The organism is Aeromicrobium erythreum (assembly GCF_001509405.1).
GTDB classification, from domain to species: Bacteria; Actinomycetota; Actinomycetes; order Propionibacteriales; family Nocardioidaceae; genus Aeromicrobium; species Aeromicrobium erythreum.
Genome location: NZ_CP011502.1, coordinates 330,272 through 347,623, shown reverse-complemented (window position 1 = coordinate 347,623; position 17,352 = coordinate 330,272). Strand labels below are relative to the sequence as shown.

Here is a 17,352-nt window from a genome sequence, read left to right as displayed (position 1 = left end):
TCGCTTTCGCCCAGTCATTCGAGATCACCCCCTGCTGCCTCGTAGTTCTTTTTGCTCATTTGGTTCCGCTTGTTCGCCAGCCCGCCATTCGGATTAGACCGGTTAGTCGGACCACCACGCTTAGCGATATTGAACTGCTCCATACGACTGAGAGGCACTCCCGGATCGGCACGTCCAAGGATCTCGTACGAGAAGTCTGCGTCGGGGTGCGCGCTCGCGTGCTCACCTTGACGAGCTTCAAACCGGACTTCGCTTTTCGATTGTCCCACGTAATCCGCGCTTCCATTCGCATCTTTGCGGAGGTACACGACGCCGAGATCGTCACCACACGAGTTGTGAACAAGGATATCTTCATCGCCCACGTGGTAGGTGTGGATGTCGGCGACCGTCAGGTTGTATGCGGCGCCTTCACGAGCTGTTGACGGCCGCAATCCTTTCACGGTTTTTGTTTGGCCATCAGCGGTCAGAACCTTCTCGCCTCGGGCGAGTTCATCGGCGCGTTCGAACTTGCGATCGGTGACCGACCAGAATGGATGGTCCTCCGTGGTGGTCAACACTCGACCACCCACCACAAGATCAGTCAGCGTGTCCTGATGTTTCCACACCGCCTCGACGGTTTTCGCCGCTTGTTCACCCGTCTCCGGATCGCTCGCGATGACCTTGTCACCGACCTTGACCTTCTTGATGGGTTTCTTCGAGCCGTCACCCATCAACACGGTCGTGGTACCGGAGAACGAGCACATCTTCGCCCCGGTTTCACCGATGTCCACCAGGTGGTTGAGCTTCTTGTTGGCGGCGATCATGTCGCCGATCGCGTCAACGCCCTCATCACCGAGCTTGACCAAGGTCTTGCCGAGGGCATAGCCCTTCTTCCATTTCCACGGCGCGCCATACTTCGCGATCAGCTTGCCCGCCATGCCGGTAGCGGCCGACATCAAGGCGTTGACCGCAGCTTCACCGCAGGCGCCGAGGTCGCCCTTCGTGAGGCAATCAAGTCCCGCCTTGATGCCGAGCTCTTCCATCACGATCTTGCCGAACTTCTTGACGATCTTGATGACCTTCGCCTTGGCCTTCTGATACTGCTGCGTGGCGGTCTGCACCTGGTTCGCGTACGACGTAGCGGTCGCGCCAGACTGCTGTCCCCCCCGGGCGGCCTTGCCTGAACCTCCGGAAGACCTCGAACCTCCACCCGACGCGAGGTCGCCGAGCTCCTTGCCGAGGGAAGCCAGACCCTCCAGGAACTCACCCGACGGGTCGGAAAAGGTCACCGGCGAGTGGTTGCTGTACGCGTACCCGTTCATCTGCGTCGGGTCCGTGAGATCCACGATCGGGTCGACGCTGATGAATCGACCGTTCTGTGGGTCGTACTCGCGAGCACCCATGTGTTGCAGATTCGTCGCCGAGTCACTCACCGACCCGACGAACCCGCGCTCACCCACGTACCCCGCGTTCGAACCGCGCACGTCGCCGAACGGCGCCTGGCGACGTTTGACGATCGACAGATCCGTGCCGTCGATCTGGACCGTGGTCGTGCCCTGCAGATCCGACGCCAGGAACATGACTCTGCCAGCGACACGCATCGCGACGACTTGGCCGGCATGCTCGTAGTAGCGAGTCGAGGTGGCGGTCGTCGAGTCCTTCGGCAGCCGCACCTCCGCACCATCCACGTACAGGGTGGTTGCGTCCGGCTCACGCTTGATCAGCCGTTCACCGTCCGCGTCATACACGTACGTCGACTTCGCTCCACCGATGCTGGTGAACGACTTCAGCTTGCCCTCGACGTCCCACTCGAACTTCTCTGCCGCCGCTGAACCGTCCTTGCGAGTCAGCAGGTTGCCTGAATCGTCGTAGGTGAAGGTCTGCGACTCATCCGCTCCCGCACTGCTTGTCACCGACTCCAGGGCGTGCGGCTTGTTCGTCGCATACGCGTAGGTACGGGTGGTGTCGGTACCCGATGCAGCATGCTGGACATCGGTCTTGCGGTTGCCGTCAGCGTCGTAGGCATAGCTGCTCCAATAGGCCGAGGGATCCGCGCCCATCAAGCTTGCGGAGGGACTCGTGCACGAGGAGCCCGTCGTCGTCCACGCCTCGGTCAACCGACGCTGCCAGTCGTAGTCGAAGCACTGGCGATCGACTGCACTGCCGCCCGCTACATCGGCTATCGATGTGACATTTCCGGCGTCGTCGTAGGAGTAGTTGGCATCGACATCGTCGGTCGTCTGCGACTGACGTCGTACTGTCTGGCGAGTCACTCGTCGCGTGCCGGTCTCGTACTCAGTCGTGCGCCAGACCGTGCTGTTGAGGACGATCGCGCTCGACATCCTCGACACCTCGCCGTACGGCGTGTAGTCGGTCCCGTTGACGTACGAGCCCTGCCCCGCGAGGGTCTTCTCGTTGCCGAAAGCGTCGTACCCGTATCGGAGCGTCTCGGTCGGCAGCCCCGGCACGTCCGGAAGTGCCAGAGTCTTCGGACTTCCATCGATGTTGAACGTCGCGGCGGTCGAGTACGACCCGGCCAAGGCACCTTCCGACGCCGGGATCGTCGTCTTGGTCCCGGTGGGCCGGCCGGCCACGTCGTAACCCGTGATCTCCTGGACGTAGGCGTTGCCGTTGTCGTAACGGGTGGCGGACGTCAGCTGGCCCTTCTGGACCGTGTCGTAGACCCACTTGGCTCGCAGCGCGCCACTCGCATTGGTGTCGCGCAGTTCTGTCTGGCGGCCGAGCACGTCGTAGGCCGAGAAGGTCACCTTGCCGTTGGCGTCGGTCTCGGTCACGGGGTGGCCGAGCTTGTCGTAGGTCGTCTGGCTCGTCCCGGCGTCTGGGTCGATGCTCTTTACCTTGTTCCCCGCCAGGTCGTACTGATAGCTCCAGGTACGGTTGGCCGGGTCGGTTGCGGAGCTCATGTTGCCGCGGCTGTCGTAGCCGTACTTCATCGACTCGAACGCACCCGTCGGTGTCGCGCCCTTGTAGCGGCGCAGCTCGACAACCCGGCCCTTGGCGTCACTGATCTGCGTGGTCGGAATGGCACCCTCGACTGGCGTCACGCTGACCTGTCCAGCTCCGTCGTAGCTCGTCAGCACGGACCATCTCGTGACGTCCTCGACCACGAAGTCAGACCTGGTCTCTCGACCGGCACCGTCGAACGTCGACTTCGTGAGGCCCGGAAGCTCTGTCTCGAGCGGCGTGAACAAGGTTCCGGATACCGCACTGCTGTTGAAGTACGGATCGATCGAGATGGTCGCCAAGCCACGGGAGTCGTACTTGGTCTCGGTGATGACCCGTCCACCGTCGGCTCCCGCGGCGGGGACCTGCGTCTGACGAGGCCGGAGCAGGCCGTCGTAGATCTGGTAGCTGGACAGATAGCTTCCCGTTGCCATCAGCCGCTGTGTTCTTGCGTACGAGGGCTCCGTCTGGGAGACGCTGTAGCTGAACTTCGCGTTGGCACTCTTGCCATCGGCCTTGCTCCGGCCAGGGAACCACGCCTCGCTCAGTCGACCCAACGCGTCGTACGTCAGGTCTGTGCGTCCGCCGGCCGGGTCGACCTCGGCTGTGGCTGTTCCCCAGTACCGATTCAGCGTCGACGTGCTGGCTTGGTCCAGCTGGTTGGTGACAGTGACACTGGTCGGCAGGCCTGTCGTGGGGCTGTAGGCCGTGGTCGAGCTGTGCCCTTCAGCATCGGTGACCTTCGTGACTCGACCGTAGCCGTCGTACGCGTTCTGCTGGGACGCGACGTAACTGATCCCCGTACCGTCAGCGGATTCGACGGCCCGATCGACCTTCGTCAGCGCGCCCTTCGTCGGTGCCGTCGTCGTCGATGTCGCGCCGTCGTAGTACATCCGAGCACCGCTGACGAGATCGGTCGGCAACGTGGCGGACGTGCCACACGGCACCGACACGGTTTGTTCGTCCTTGACAGGATCGAGGATCCACGAGCCTGTGTTCCTGATGTAGCTGGTCGTGGTGCACTCGTCGTCGGCGGTGGTGGACAGATCGGCCCGGTCCCACTCCTGCTCTGGCATCCCGTAGCCGTCGAAGCTCGTACGCACCTCGGTGACGCGATTCCCGCCGCCCGCCTTGGGCTCCGTGGTGGTCGCAACGGCCGTGTTGTGGATCCGCGCTTCGTCGGGTCCCTCGGTGGCCGTCACCGGGCTGAGCCAAGGCGTGTTGAGGGTCTTGCTGATCAGAGCACCATCGACGCCGTTGCGCGTGATCACTTCTCGGGCGTAGCCGTTGAAGGGGTCTCGATCGACGATCGTCCCGCCGCTGGAGTCGGCTACCTCGACGCTTCGCGTCCCGCCATTGGCGAGCTTGTCTCCGTCCATGCCACGGAGGAACAAGGTCTCCTGGTAGGTGCGCGTCGAACCTGACTTGCCGCGGATTACAGCCACTCGACCAAAGCCTCGGAAGTCACTCCACGTCTTTTCCTTGGGCGGAGTGATCTCGTCGTCGTCGTAGTGCCAGGCCGGCGCGTCCAGGTACTGGTAGCTCGTCTCGACTGTGTCGGAGTTCCCGATGTTGTCGCTCTCGACGATGCCGGTCACGCGATACTTGTGGAACCAATTGATCGTCGGTGAGTCTGCGCCGTCCTTCGTGTAGTAGACCGGGAAACACATGCGGGTGTTGTTGTCCTTGGACGCAGGCAGGCTGCTCGGCGAGCAGTCTTTTCCTGAGTAATTGACCGCGAGCGTTCCACCGGACTCCGACTTGATCGAGCTGACGCGATACTTCACCATCGCGGGCGCACCGTCGCCGAGCGCGTCGACACGGTTCGGCATGTCGATCCCGTTGAACTCGACCTTCGGCATCGAGATCGAACCGCCCACCTTGCCCGTGTGCTGGATCGATTTGAGCCAGAGGTCGCGGTTGTTCGTGTCGGATTCAGGGAACGTCTGCTCGAACGCCCAACCGTCCACCGCGGTGTAGGCATCGGCTTCGAGCACCTGCGTCGTCACGCCTACGAGTCGCTTGCGCGTGAAGAACGCCGGACTCTGGTTGTCCGGGCAGCTCGTTGTGCTCGAGCACAGGAGGTCGGACGGTGTGTCCGGCCAGTAGGTCGCATTAGCGCTCGTGAGCTTGCTCGCTGCGCAGTCGAAGCTGGACGTCGGGATGCATCGTTCTGCGACCTGGAACGTCACCTGGGCTGGAGCCTTGGTGGTGGCCTCGCTCCCAGCACGCTGTCCGTAGTCGATCCGACTCAGATATCCCGCGCGGTCGTAGGACGAGACGGCAGTGTTCAAGTTGCGGCCGTAGTTGTTGCTCTCCTTGGTGTAGTAGTACGTCATCGTGTTGCCACGCGGGTCGACCACGTAGTCGAGGTTCCAGCGCCACGCCTGTTTGCACGATGCGTTCGCGAAGGTGCTGTTGTAGCACGGTTCGCCGCTCTGGTTACCGAACACCGGCACCGTCAACGTCGAGCTCGGCGCGGCAGTGTCGTCGGCGTAGCGCTTCCCGCGGCCGAAGAAGTACTGCGTTCCGTCAGGGGTGGTCAGCTTCCAGTACTCACCGTCGTTGTCGCCGTTCGTGGCTCCGGTGAGGTGTTCGAGACGTGAGCCGTCGTCGGTCTTCAGCCGCCAGATCCCCTTGGCCGTGTCGTGGACGACCTCGCCGGAGTGTCCACCGAAGGACATCGATGCGTTGTCGGATCGCCAACACAGGTCACCCGTCTTGCGGGTGCTGTTGGTGCCGTTCGTCCGGTCATCGCTACAAGACACGTAGCGTCGCTCGATGAAACCAGTCGTCAGGTCCTGACCCTCACCGAGCCAGGACGTCTGGTTGTTGCTGCCCGCCGTACGTCCGTCGACCGAACCCGATGAGTAGTTGACGCCGAGTTCAGGCTTCGGCCCGGCAACCGACGGCGGGACGCGCAATGGGTAGGCCCAGCTGAACGCGCCCGTCTGCTCGCCGACATCCCACGAGGACGACGGCGAGAGCGGGCTGGCGGCGTAGTTCCCCGTCGAGCCCGAGGCGCCAGCGCTGACGGCGTAGACGGTCGTGCCACTCGCGCTCGCTGCTGACTTCGACCGCGGGGAAGCCGTCGACGAGGGTGCAGACTTTCGTGACGAGCCGACGAGCTCACTTCTATCGTCGCGAGCGGCGATCTGCTTGGAGTCGAGTGAGGCCGTCACCGTTCCTCGCTCGAGGTTCACGACGGAACCGAGCGGTGCTCCTTCGGAGCACTTGGGCTTCTTTGGTGTCGTCAAGACACAGTCCGGCAGCTGGACGACTCGCAGTCGACCGGCCCAGTGACCGCCGTAGGCCTCGGCGAAGGCCCTCACGTCTACGACGACGTCAGCGTTGCCCGACCATCCCTGGACAGAGCCGTCGGGAGTCGCAGGGGAGGTGAGCGTGAACATGAAGCCGTCGATAGCTGCGCCGGTAGCCGCCGAGCGATCGAGCACTCTGACGTCCACCATGCCCTTGGCGCGACCCTTGCCCATGACTTTCACAGCCTGGGCGATCTTGTCGGACGAGACACCCGGGCGTAGCGCTACACGCCCTGACGCCGGACGCGGCCAGCTCGGACGAGCAGGCCCTGACGACGCACCCGCAGTTGCATCCTCGAGCTTCGTCTTCCTGATCTTCGCCTTCTGCTCGCCCACCGAGTGCTCGGCTTCAACCCTCGGCGCAGAAAGCGTGGCGCCCAGCGCTGGCAAGTCCATCGCCGGGAGAAGCGAAACGACAAGAGCAAGCGACACTGCGCGACTGACGAAGGCCGCACTGCGGCCGAAAGGTCTGGACATGGTTTTCGTTTCTCGAGAAGGTGGTGGGCGGCGTCAGTCGACGTTGCCGAGATAGTTCGTGTCGCCGGCGTCGTCGACCAGCGTGTGCACCGCCGTGGAAGCGTCGTCTAGCGAGTAGTCGCCGACCGAGGTGATGACGTCGTCAACCGTGCCGACGAAGTTCGATCCCGATTGCGGGCCGCCGAGCCGGAGGCTGCCGTTGTTCGCGGCGGGGTCGTCGTTCGTTCCTGGCGCGAATCCCCCGGCCCTGACCGCCACCTCGCCGTTGATCCACAGGATGAGCTCGTGGGAGTCGTACGAGTAGCTCAGCGAAACTGGTGCCTCTCCGATCTCAGAGGCCGCCGAGTTCGAGGTCAGGACGACATACCCCCTGTCGCATCGAACAGCAAAGGTGGGCTCCGCACAGAAGCCTGGCGCCGCACCCACGTAGCGCATACGGCCTACGTAGAACGGCGCTGTATTTCCTTCCTCGTCCGTATCGCGAAGGACCTGCAGCTTGGCGATCGAGTCCGAAGCATTGGGATCGTCGACACTGACTGCCGTCATGTCCGTCGTCACAGCGCCTACCTCAAGCCAGGCGCTCATCAAGAACGACTTCTGAGTATCCAGGAGACCCACCGCGCTGGACTTCGCGGCGGCCGTGCCGTCGAACCTCAGCTTCCAGTCGCCCATGACCTTCGACCAGGTGATGCCCGAACCGGTCCACGCAATGTCGGACTGAGAACCGGTCACGCTGCTGGTCTTCTTGGCTTCGCCCTCCCGAATGCGGAATCGGCTCGCGATGTAGAGATCTTGACATGTGATCGTGAAGGGCACCCGCACCACTGTCGCGGAGACATTCCCGGCCGCGTCGATGGACTGGACCAGGAGCATGCGCGGACCACACCCACCGAGCGTGAGCGTGATGGGCGTCGAGAGTGATCGGGCGGTTCCGTAGCCGCCCCCGTCGATCGCCATCCGATACGACGCGATGTCGCTGTCCGGAGGTTTGCTCACGGTGAACGTCCGTGTCTCACCAGCGGGCCACGGGTCTGTGCTGCTCGTCGCAGTCACGATGGGCGGCAGCGGCTTGGTCGTATCGACGACGAACCGGCAGAAGCCACTCCATGCTCCGGCTGCACCCGACGACCCGTTGATGTTGTCCTCGGCCCGAATCCGCCACGCGATGTCGCGGCCGTTGCCGACGTCTCCGGAGGGGAAGTCCACATCGAACACGCTGCCGGAGGCTCTGTACGACGTGGTGATCGTCCGGAACGGAGCCTCGCCGGAGCCGATCGGGTAGTTGTACAGCTCGACCCGCGCTCGGATGTTCTGGCCGTCTCTGTCGCTGAACTTCGCGCGGGCCTTGACACCACTCGTGCCAGGAGAGATCCGGTCCGGGGCATTCGTCGGACTGCACCCCTGGTTCGCGCCGTTGGCCATGGTGGCGACGGCGCTCGGCGAGTAAGGCTTGTAGTTGTAACGCCCCGTGAAGACGGCGTTGTTCTTGAACCGCTTCCACGTCAGCGAATCGGACTCGTTCGTCACCTGCAACGCGAGGCCCATCGCGTTCAAGTTGTGATCTGCGGCGGTCTGCGCAGCCGTCGTCGCGTCCCACTCGACCCAGGCACCACCCGGAGAGCAACCGTCGCGACCGTATGCCACGTTCCGCTCGGAGATGTACTGCTTACCCGTCGGCTGATTGTTCCAGTTCACGTTGGAACCGACAGTTCCGCTCCGATAGAGACGGATGGCCCGAGGCGTACACGAAGCTGCATAGACCTCGTAGGCCTTGAACTGCGCGTCGATGATGTCGGCACCTTTGATGCCGCTCGTGGGAAAGTTCCAGAACAAACGCTTCGTGCTCGTCGGTTCGTACTCCTGATACCCCACGCCCTGGCCGTTGCTGTCGGTCCACTTCCAGAACGATGTGTTCGGGTTCTGCTTGAAGACCATCGCCCAACCTGTCTCGTTCGGGCCGAAGGTCGGATCGACGTAGAGCGGATACTCCGTCTTCGAGCCCGTCAGCAGGCCCGCGTCGGGCGTCAACGTCACTCCGCTGGTGTCGACCTCCGAGTCGACATGCGCAACGGTGTCACCCTCCTGAGGACCGAGAACACGGTCGTCAGCCTCCACCTGCGTACCCGTGCCCGACGAATCCCACATCAACGGCGCCGCAGACTCGAACATCACCCCGCCATCTGCGTTCGAGACGACCACGCCGTCACCGGATGACTCCACGGACACATTCGGGGCTGACACCGGGAAGGTCAGTTCCTTCAACGCCGGATTGTGTGCAGCATCCGCGGTCTTGACGACGAAGACTTGTCGAACCTGAGTGTTTTCGACTGTCATCACAAGGTCGACATCGGGCAGGACATCCGAGTACGTGGCCTGGTTCCCCTTGATCGTGGGGCTTGGGAGCTTCATCGGGGCCTTGACCGCGAAGGACCCGTCAAGAGCGTCCAGATTCAGCAGCGGCTGTCCGGTGCCGCCGCCGGACAGCTCGACGTCCATCGTGCTGGCCTCCGGGACGAGCGTACCGTCAGCCTGCTGACGCAGCGTGGTGTCGATGGCGGCCCACTCGTCGTCCTTGCGAACCCGAATGGGGTCGGGGTGGATCTCGAAGGTCTGCGTGCCGTCGGGGTTTGCGTAGAACGTAGCCCTTTCCTGGCGCTCCGACTCGATCTCTACCCGCCTGCCGGACTTCTCCGCCTCGACCTGCGCCTGGATCGCATTGGTCGGGACGTCGTCTGGTGTCTGCACGGCTGCGTCGGCGGGCACATCGACAGGTGCAAGAAGGGCGATGAGCAGAGCGCAGGCGATCAAGGACGCGCGCGAGGACAGGGAAAGAGCAGCAGACATGAACACATCCGGGTACGGATCGCCGGTGACGATCGAAGAGCAAGGACCGGCGAGGTTGGTTCACATGTGCTGTCGCCACGCGAAACCTAAGACTCACCTGAGAAACTGTCAAGCGCCGATCCGCCCGACTCGTGCGGACTCACCACGAGGGCGGTGTTGTCTTCCCTCCGGCGGTCCCACTGGCTTCGAACCCGAGGCCGCGCGTCGATGAGCGCGAACGAGCACCTCGCACCGGGGGCCTCGGGCAGACTGGCCGCGTCGTCGTGTCCGCGGGAGGTCGCATGGTCGGGTCGCTGTGGCGCGACCAGCGCGCCGCGCTCGTGCTGACCGGTCTCGCGGCCGTCGCCGCGCTGGCCTGGATCGTCGTCGGCGTGGTCACGCCGACGCGGGGCGTGGTGTTGATCGGTCCGGTCGACTCGGGACGGCTGAGGATCTTCCTCGTCGGGGCGGCCGCGACCGCCGCTGCAGCAGCCGTCGTGCTGGTGCTGCTGCGCCAGGCTCGGCGTCGGGGCACCGCGGCTGCGGTCGCCTGCGGACTCGGGGTCGTCGCAGTCGCCACCGGCTGGTTCGCGACCTGCGCGATGTGCCTGGCCGTCAGCGTGTTCGAGCCGAGCTATGAGCGGGCGGCCGTCCCCGGCGGGTGTCCCGCCGTCGTCGTCCAGCTCGCCGAGGGCCCGTTGATCGCGAACGACGTCACCCACGTCGCTGTCCTCTCGGGCGTCTGCTCGACGTTCCGCCCCGTCCCCCACGCTGCGCCACCGGCCGACACGGTCGCCCTGCGCCGAGAGGGCCTCACCGTCGCGCAGACCCAGGCCGGCCCCGTCCTGCGCTACCCGGCTTTCGGCGGCGGCGAGGCGGAGGTCGCGCTGCCGACCCAGTGAGGGGACGACGACCGTCCTGTCGTCCCGGGAGACGGGCCATGCTGTGAGCTGGTCGCGGCTTACCTGCGACACTCGCGACACGAACGATGACGTGAGGGGACGGGCGTGAGGTCGAGGGCGTGGTGGCCGCGGCTCCCCGAGCTCCTGCTCGGCGGGCTGGCCGTGCTGGCGGGCGCGCTCTGGGCGGTTCTCGGTGTCGTCGTTCCCGAGGGCGGCGTCCTGATGATCGGGTCTCTCGACTCCGGACGCGCACGGATCATGCTGGTTGCCGCTGCCGTCGCGCTCGCCCTGTGGACCGCGATCGTTGCGCTGATACGGCTCGCCGACCGGAGCGGGGACGTGGTGGCACTCCTGTGCTGGTCGGCGACAGGTCTGTGCGTACTCGGGTGGCTCGGGACCTGGGCGGTATGCGGCCTGGACAGCGCGTTCGAACCTCGGTACCAACGACTCGACGTGCCGAGCGGCGGTCCCGCCGTGGTGCTGCGACTGTACGAGCTGCAGGCCGCCGACGACGGATTCGTCGGCGTGACCGTCCTCGTCGGGGACGGTCCGGTGCTGGCCCCTCTTGACGTCCAAGCACCCGACGCGGACGCTGCGCAAGGTGTAGCGCCGGAGTGGATGGTCGAACGCACGCCGGCGGGCCTCATCCTGCGGTACCCCGCGGTCGGGGGCAGGACGGTAGCCGTGCCGATCACGGGAGGCTGAACAACCTCACCCGCGGGTGAGGGTCCGCTCGACCGCGGACACGAACAGCTCGGGCAGCGGCGTGCCCCCGGCGGCCGCCATCATCACCACGACGCTCGACGGGGCGAACGAGCAGTAGAGGCCGGCCTCCAGGAACCACGGGCGGCCCTCGGGGTCCACGCGGAAGTCGAAGAGGCCGTAGTCGCGGCAGCCGAGGGCCCGGAACGCGAGGGCTGCGGCCTCCTGCACCCCGGGGACGACGGAGTCGTCGTCGGCCACCATCCAGGCGTGGTCGTGGGTCTTGGCGACGAGCGCGAGGTCGTCGCCCGACCCGGCGAGCTTATCGGCGCGGTCGCGGATCGGCTTGTGCTGCGGGTCGACCGCGTACTCCTCCAACGGGAGCGCGCGCAGCCCGTCGGCCGTCTCAAGCACGGCGCACCGCACCTCCCGGCCCAGCGGCACGAAGCGCTCCACCAGCACGTCGCCGGCAGAGGTCTCCCGCGCAGCCTCCCCGACGGCGGACCGCAGGTCGGCGCGGTTCCGGACGAGGGCGACGCCGGTGGAGTTGTCGGCGTCGACCGGCTTGACCACCACGGGCAGACCGACCGCCTCCACCGCGTCGTCGAGCAGACGCTCGTCGACGTCCGGGTGGCCGCGCAGGACCCGACCGGGCGGCACGTCGACACCGGCGGCCGCCACCACCGCCCTCGTGCGCTCCTTGTGCGCGGCGAGCGCCATCACGTCGGCGGGGTTCCCGACGAACGGCACCCCCAGCACGTCGAGCAGCGCGCGGTAGGTCGTCATGCCGGCGATGCAGAACAGCTGCGGCAGCGCCACGTCGGGGGCGATCCCCCGGACCAGGCCCACGGCCTCCGCAAGCTCCACCGGCTCCGCCGCCCCGATCGCCTCACCGCCGAGGTCGGCGGGGAAGCGCCACCGACCGTCGGGCCCGACCCACACCACCACGTGGTCGTAGCCGGGGACGTCGGCGAGCGCCTCGAGACAACCGCGGGCGTACAGCCGTGAGAGGTCGGCGAAGAAGTCGGCGGTGGGCGACCCGACGAGGTGCAGCACCGTGCGTTGCTCAGTCACCGGCGGCCTCCACGAGCTTGCCGATGTTGAAGTCGATGCGGATCCAGTCGCGACCCCGCACCAGGCTGCGCGCCAGCAGCACCGGGACCTGGCGGTGGTGCTCGAGCAGGAACGGCCACGGGTCGCGCACCGACCAGATCGCGTCGCGCCCCTCGAGCACGACGCGCAGCGTGCTCCGTCGCGGACGCTCGCGCACCAGGAGCCGCCAGAGCTCGTGGTACAGCCAGTACGTGGGCCGGCTGCCGGGGAGCGGCTGCAACGGCTCGCCCTCGTGGTCCGGCGCGAGGTACGCGTCGGCGAGGCCGGGGTGGCCGTCGAGCATCGTGATCGCCGAGTGGGTCCGCGGGTTGCACTCGATGGCGTAGGGCGTGCCGTCGGCGGCCTCGATGAAGTCGAAGGAGACCTGGCCGGTCAGGCCGAGCTCACCGACGAACCGTTCCACCCACTCCCGCACCTGCGGTCGCTCCACCATCGCGTAGTTCACCTGGAACGCCGACGACGGGCAGCACAGGTGCACCCGCAGCTGCCCGTCGACGACGGTGCCGTGCGTGCACAGCTCCTGGCCCTCGACGAGCTCCTGCAGGATCCACGGGTTCGACGGCGAGATCGGCAGTGCGGCCACGTGCCGGCGCATCGCCTCGCGGTCCTGCTCGGTGGGGCCGAACGGGAACGGCGTCAGGTCGAGCCGGTGCACCGGGTCGTAGGCGATGCTCTTGAGGATGAACGGCCGCGACCGGCTCGCGAAGTCGAAGCCCATAACGTCGTCGACGTCGTGCACCTCGTGCGTCTCCGGCACGCTCAGGCCCAGGGCGGCCGCGCGGCGCGCGAACGCCGCCTTGTCGTCGAGCATCGCGACCTCGTCGGGCTCGAGGTGCAGGACGCGGCAACGGGTCTCGAGCACGGCCTTCGCGCGGGCGTCCGCGATGGCCGTGGCAGGTGCGCAGACGGGCACGTAGACGTCGACGCCCTCCTCCTGCACCACCCGCAGGAGCGCCTGCGCGTAGTCGGGATCGTCCGGCCCCGGGATGGTGCGGAACACGTCGACGCTGCGCGACGCGCGGTGTCCCGTCCAGCGGTACTTCTCGGCCTCCACCAGCACCACGCGGTGCCCCGCGGCGTGGAAGGCGCGGCACAGCGTGAGGGCCTTCGTCATCTTGCCGCCGCTGACCATCACGGTCAGGGCAGGTCCGCGCCGGTCGGCCGGTCGCGCCTCGCGCCGTCGCACGCGCCCGAGGACCGCTGCCACGGTCGTGGCCGCGGCGGCCGCGGGCGCCGCCAGCGACAGCAGGCCGAGGGCGCCGAGCGACTTCGCCGTCGCCCGCACCTCAGCCATCGGCCCTCCGTTGCAGGAGGGTGAGCCCGTCGCGCACGGGCAGGACGACCTGCACGAGCGACGGGTCGGACGCCACCCGCTCGTTGAACGCGGCGATGACCCGCCCCTGCTCCGCCTCCCGCTCCGACCGGGGCGGAGCCCCGTACGCGACCCCCTGCATGAGGGTGTTGTCGACGGCCACCAGCGCCCCGTCGGCCAGCAGGCCGCGCTCGAGGAGCAGGTCGAGGTAGGCGCTGTACCCCTCCTTGTCGGCGTCGACGAACACGAGGTCGAACGGCTCGCCGAACTGCTCCAGCGACGCCAGGGCCGGGCCCTCGAGCAGCTCGATCCGGTCGCCGTCGTCGGACCGGGCGAACGCGTCACGCGCCACGGCCGCGGCGCGCGGGTCGGCCTCGCACGTGACCACCACACCGTCGGCCGGGAGCGCCTCGGCCACCGCGAGCGCCGCGTAGCCGGTGAACGTGCCGATCTCCAGCACGCGACGCGCGCCGCTGAGCCGCACCAGCAGCTGCATCAGCGCCGCCTCGACGTGCCCGCTGACCATCTCCGGCTCCAGCTGGGCAGCACCCGGCGGGTGCTCGCCCCACCGGTGCCCAGCCGTCGTCCGCGCGAGCTCGGCGAGCTGCGCCGACTCCGGCGAGGTGCTCGCCGCGACGTACGGGTCCAGCCCGGCGAGCAGCGCATGGGCGCGGCGCAGCCGGGCTAGCACGTCGTCATCGACCGGGAGGCCCGCGTCGAGCCCGTCGAGGACGAGCCCGACCTCCTGCGCGGCAATGCCGACGGGGGTGACGGGCCGCAGCACCTGCGACCCGTCGTCCCCCGCCGGCCGGTGGACCGTCGAGGTCATGCCGGCACGGGCACGGCCGCGGCCGAGACGTGCGCGTCGACGCCCCGACCCTCGCGCGGGTACGCCGCGACGAGCATCTTGTGCGTGGCCAGCAGTGCGTCCACCTCGTCGTCGGCGAGGTCGTTGAGGAAGGCGCACGTGCCGATCGGTGACGGGACGGCGGCCCGGAGCAGTCCGTCGCGCGTCTGCAGGATCGACGCGGTCGCCCGGCGCACCAGGTCGGGCGTCAGGTCGTCGCTGTCGAGCGACAGGCCCAGGGCGCTGAACAGCCCGTGCACCCGGTCACGGTCGGCCGCGCTGACGTGCCCGCGCGCCTCCGCGACCGTGGCCGAGAACGCCATGTCGATCGCGATGGCGTGACCGTGGTAGTACGGGTCGGCCGGGGCGAGCTCGAGCGTCGGGCTCCAGGTGTGCCCGAACGCGATGACGCGGTCGAGGTCGAGCTCGAGCAGGTTCGGCGTCTCGAGCTCCAGCATGACCTTGATCGACTCGTAGGTGATCCGGTCGGCCACCTGACGCAGCTCCGGCGTGCCCCCGAGGTGCCCGAAGCGGGTCTCCAGGAGCTCCTCGGCGTGCTGCTCGAGCAGGTCGAAGGTGGCGGCGTCGGCGACCGTCGTGATCTTCACGAGCTCGGCCATGCCGTTGCGCACCTCCGCCTCCGGCAGCGTGCGCAGGAAGGAGAAGTCGAGCAGCACGTCGCTCGACGCGTGGTAGGCCCCGAGCCGGTTCTTGTGCTTGCCGTGGTTCACGGCGACCTTGATCGACACGCTCGCGTCGATCAGCCCGATCAGCGTCGTGGGGATGCGGATGTAGGGCGTGGAGCGGCGGAACGCGGCGCACGCGAATCCCGCCACATCGGTCGTCAGACCACCGCCGACGACGAGGACCGGCTCCTTGCGGAGCAGCCCGAAGTCGGCGAACGCGTCGACGATGCCCTCGACGGTCGACCACTTCTTGTTCTTCTCGCCGATCGCGATGGGGTGGACGGTCAGCTCGATGTCGTGGTGGGCGAAGTAGGCCGCGGCGTCGTCGCCGTACAGGGCGTGGACCTCGGCGTCGACGACCATGAGGACGCGTCCCCACTCGCGGTAGTGGTCGGCCAGCTCGGTCCGGGCGGGGTCGAAGACCCCGTCGACGTAGGTCAGCGTGTAGTCGATCCGCTGGGTGGCGTGCACCTCGAAGGAGGTGGGCGTGGCGTCCAGGGTCGCGGGCTCGGTGCTCATCGTGTCGTCCCCGTCCTCAACGTCCGACGTTCCGCAGCAGGTCGTCGAGCTCGAGCGCCTCGACGCGCTCGGTCGCCTCGGACCAGTCGTGGTCGGCGGTGTTCGTGTTCGGGAACGCGACGACCGGCAGGCCCGCAGCGCGCGCCGACGTCACCCCTCCGGTGTTGTCCTCGACGGCGACCGCGTCCGACGCGTGCTCGCCGAGGGCGGCCAGCGCGTGCCGGTACGCCTCGGCGGCGGGCTTGGGCTCGTCGACGTCGTCGGCGTCGACGACCACGTCGAAGTCGGCGGCTGAGAGTCCGGGGACCTTCAGGACCGCGGCGACGTTGTCGGCCGAGGTGGTGGTGACGAAGCCCAGACGGTGCCCGGCCTCCTTCGCCGCGCGGATCGTCTCGACGACGCCGGCGCGGGGCTCCGGCGCCTCCTCTGCGAGCAGGGTCCGGAAGATCTCGGACTTGGTGGCGTGCACGGCGGCGGCGTCGACGTCGTCGCCCCGCTGCTCGGCGTAGGCGGCCACACGGTCCTGCCCGCCGTTGCCGGTGAGGAGCGCGGCGTACTCCTCCTGGTCCCACGACCAGTCGAGGCCGTGCTGGGAGAAGGCGGTGTTGAAGGCCCGGCGCTGCAGCTCGGAGCTGTCGACGAGCGTGCTGATGGAACCGAAGAGGATCGCAGACATACCTGTCCTAAGGAGGGTGGGAGTACGGACGTGCGCGGGGCAGCGCACCACGGTCGGCATCTGGGGCTACCGGGGGCCGTGAGGCATGGAATGGTTCGACCTTGGCACAGGTCGGGCGAATGTGCGCGTCGGCGCCGGACGTCCTCGACCGCGGACGCCGGACCTCTGTGGAGGTGTCCTGTGACACACTGGCGCCATGGTCGAGGAGGGCACGACCCCGGCGGACGAGGCGCGCAGCAGCAGCCAGCCGCGCGTGGTCAAGAAGGTCGTCAAGAAGGTCGTCAAGAAGACGGTCGTGCGGCCCGTGGCGCCGTCCGCGCCCGCACCGCGGGAGACCCGCCCCGCCCCACCGCGCGCGACCGCTGTCTCGCGCCTCAAGGGCAAGGACGCGAAGGCGGCCGCCCCGGCCGACGCCCCCGCTCCCCCGACCCCGGCGGCACCGCGCGGCCCTCGCACCACCATCGACGTCGGCGCGGGGCTCGCCCGCGCCCGCGACCGGGTGGGCGACGCCGTCCACAGCACCGACGAGCTCGCCCGACGGCTCGGCTTCGCCGTCCGCGACCGCGGCGAGGACGCCGTCTGGGCCGTCCGCGACTACCGCGTCCCCACCGTCCCGCCGCTCGGGGCGTCCGTCGTCACCGGGCTGGTGGCTGGCCTGCTGGTGACCGCCGGCGGCTGGCTGTGCCTCGAGCTGTTCAGTGCCGTCCGCGGCACGTCGGCGGGCGGGGCGTTCTGGGGCCTGCTCGCCGTCCTGGTCGTCGTCGGCGTCGCCGGCGAGCTGGGCGCCCGCCTGCTGCGGGCGTTCGGCGTGCAGCAGGCGCGCCCCGTGCTGGCGCTGTCAGTGCTGCTCGTGGCGATCGTGGTCATGCTGGCGTTCCTCGAGCCCGTCGACGGGCCCTGGGCGTGGCTGATCGTCCCGGGCCTGATGGTCGTCACCGTGCCGCTCGTGCAGCGGCTGCTCGTCTGGGCGGCCACCGACGTGCCGCCCGACGACGCCCACCGCTGACCCGACCCGTCCGCCGTCCAGGAGGC

Annotated in this window: 10 protein-coding genes; 3 read left to right on the top strand and 7 right to left on the bottom strand. The window is 67.7% G+C overall.

Annotated elements, in window-relative coordinates; genetic code table 11:
* Positions 1-14: 14 nt before the first annotated feature.
* Together Aeryth_RS01620 and Aeryth_RS01615 are read right to left on the bottom strand one after the other, a co-directional pair.
* Complete coding sequence (locus Aeryth_RS01620; protein WP_083516176.1) at positions 15-6,740, bottom strand: polymorphic toxin-type HINT domain-containing protein; 6,726 nt, start codon at positions 6,738-6,740, stop codon at positions 15-17.
* A 33-nt stretch (positions 6,741-6,773) separates the two neighbouring features.
* On the bottom strand, positions 6,774-9,584 hold the full coding sequence (locus Aeryth_RS01615) for a DNRLRE domain-containing protein (protein ID WP_144433631.1): 2,811 nt from the start codon (positions 9,582-9,584) through the stop codon (positions 6,774-6,776).
* Between the two features lie 281 nt (positions 9,585-9,865).
* Between Aeryth_RS01615 and Aeryth_RS01610 the strand changes: the two genes are divergently transcribed.
* Positions 9,866-10,465, top strand: a complete 600-nt coding sequence (locus tag Aeryth_RS01610) for a hypothetical protein (protein ID WP_067853783.1) — start codon at positions 9,866-9,868, stop codon at positions 10,463-10,465.
* Positions 10,466-10,570: 105 nt separating this feature from the next.
* A complete protein-coding gene (locus tag Aeryth_RS01605; protein WP_067853780.1) occupies positions 10,571-11,170 on the top strand; it encodes a hypothetical protein in 600 nt (199 codons plus the stop codon).
* A 6-nt stretch (positions 11,171-11,176) separates the two neighbouring features.
* Here the strand turns inward: Aeryth_RS01605 and Aeryth_RS01600 are convergent, their stop codons facing one another.
* Genes Aeryth_RS01600 through Aeryth_RS01580 form a run of 5 tightly spaced genes read right to left on the bottom strand, consistent with a single transcriptional unit; the run spans position 11,177 to position 16,320 of the window.
* A complete protein-coding gene (locus Aeryth_RS01600) occupies positions 11,177-12,241 on the bottom strand; it encodes a D-alanine--D-alanine ligase family protein (RefSeq protein WP_193786275.1) in 1,065 nt (354 codons plus the stop codon).
* The gene (locus Aeryth_RS01595; protein WP_067853777.1) at positions 12,234-13,574 is read right to left on the bottom strand and encodes an ATP-grasp domain-containing protein; all 1,341 of its coding nucleotides are present in this window, start codon (positions 13,572-13,574) and stop codon (positions 12,234-12,236) included. The genes Aeryth_RS01600 and Aeryth_RS01595 overlap by 8 nt, the downstream gene beginning before the upstream one ends.
* Entirely contained in the window at positions 13,567-14,421 is an 855-nt protein-coding gene (locus Aeryth_RS01590; protein ID WP_067853775.1) for an O-methyltransferase, read from the bottom strand. Before Aeryth_RS01590 ends, Aeryth_RS01595 begins: the two co-directional genes overlap by 8 nt.
* Positions 14,418-15,644 (bottom strand): sedoheptulose 7-phosphate cyclase, encoded by a 1,227-nt coding sequence (locus Aeryth_RS01585; protein ID WP_067853772.1) that lies wholly within the window; start codon positions 15,642-15,644, stop codon positions 14,418-14,420. Before Aeryth_RS01585 ends, Aeryth_RS01590 begins: the two co-directional genes overlap by 4 nt.
* Before the next feature lie 16 nt (positions 15,645-15,660).
* Positions 15,661-16,320 (bottom strand): HAD family hydrolase, encoded by a 660-nt coding sequence (locus Aeryth_RS01580; RefSeq protein ID WP_067853769.1) that lies wholly within the window; start codon positions 16,318-16,320, stop codon positions 15,661-15,663.
* Positions 16,321-16,516: 196 nt separating this feature from the next.
* Between Aeryth_RS01580 and Aeryth_RS01575 the strand changes: the two genes are divergently transcribed.
* Positions 16,517-17,326 (top strand): hypothetical protein, encoded by an 810-nt coding sequence (locus Aeryth_RS01575; protein WP_067853766.1) that lies wholly within the window; start codon positions 16,517-16,519, stop codon positions 17,324-17,326.
* The last annotated feature ends 26 nt before the right edge of the window (positions 17,327-17,352 follow it).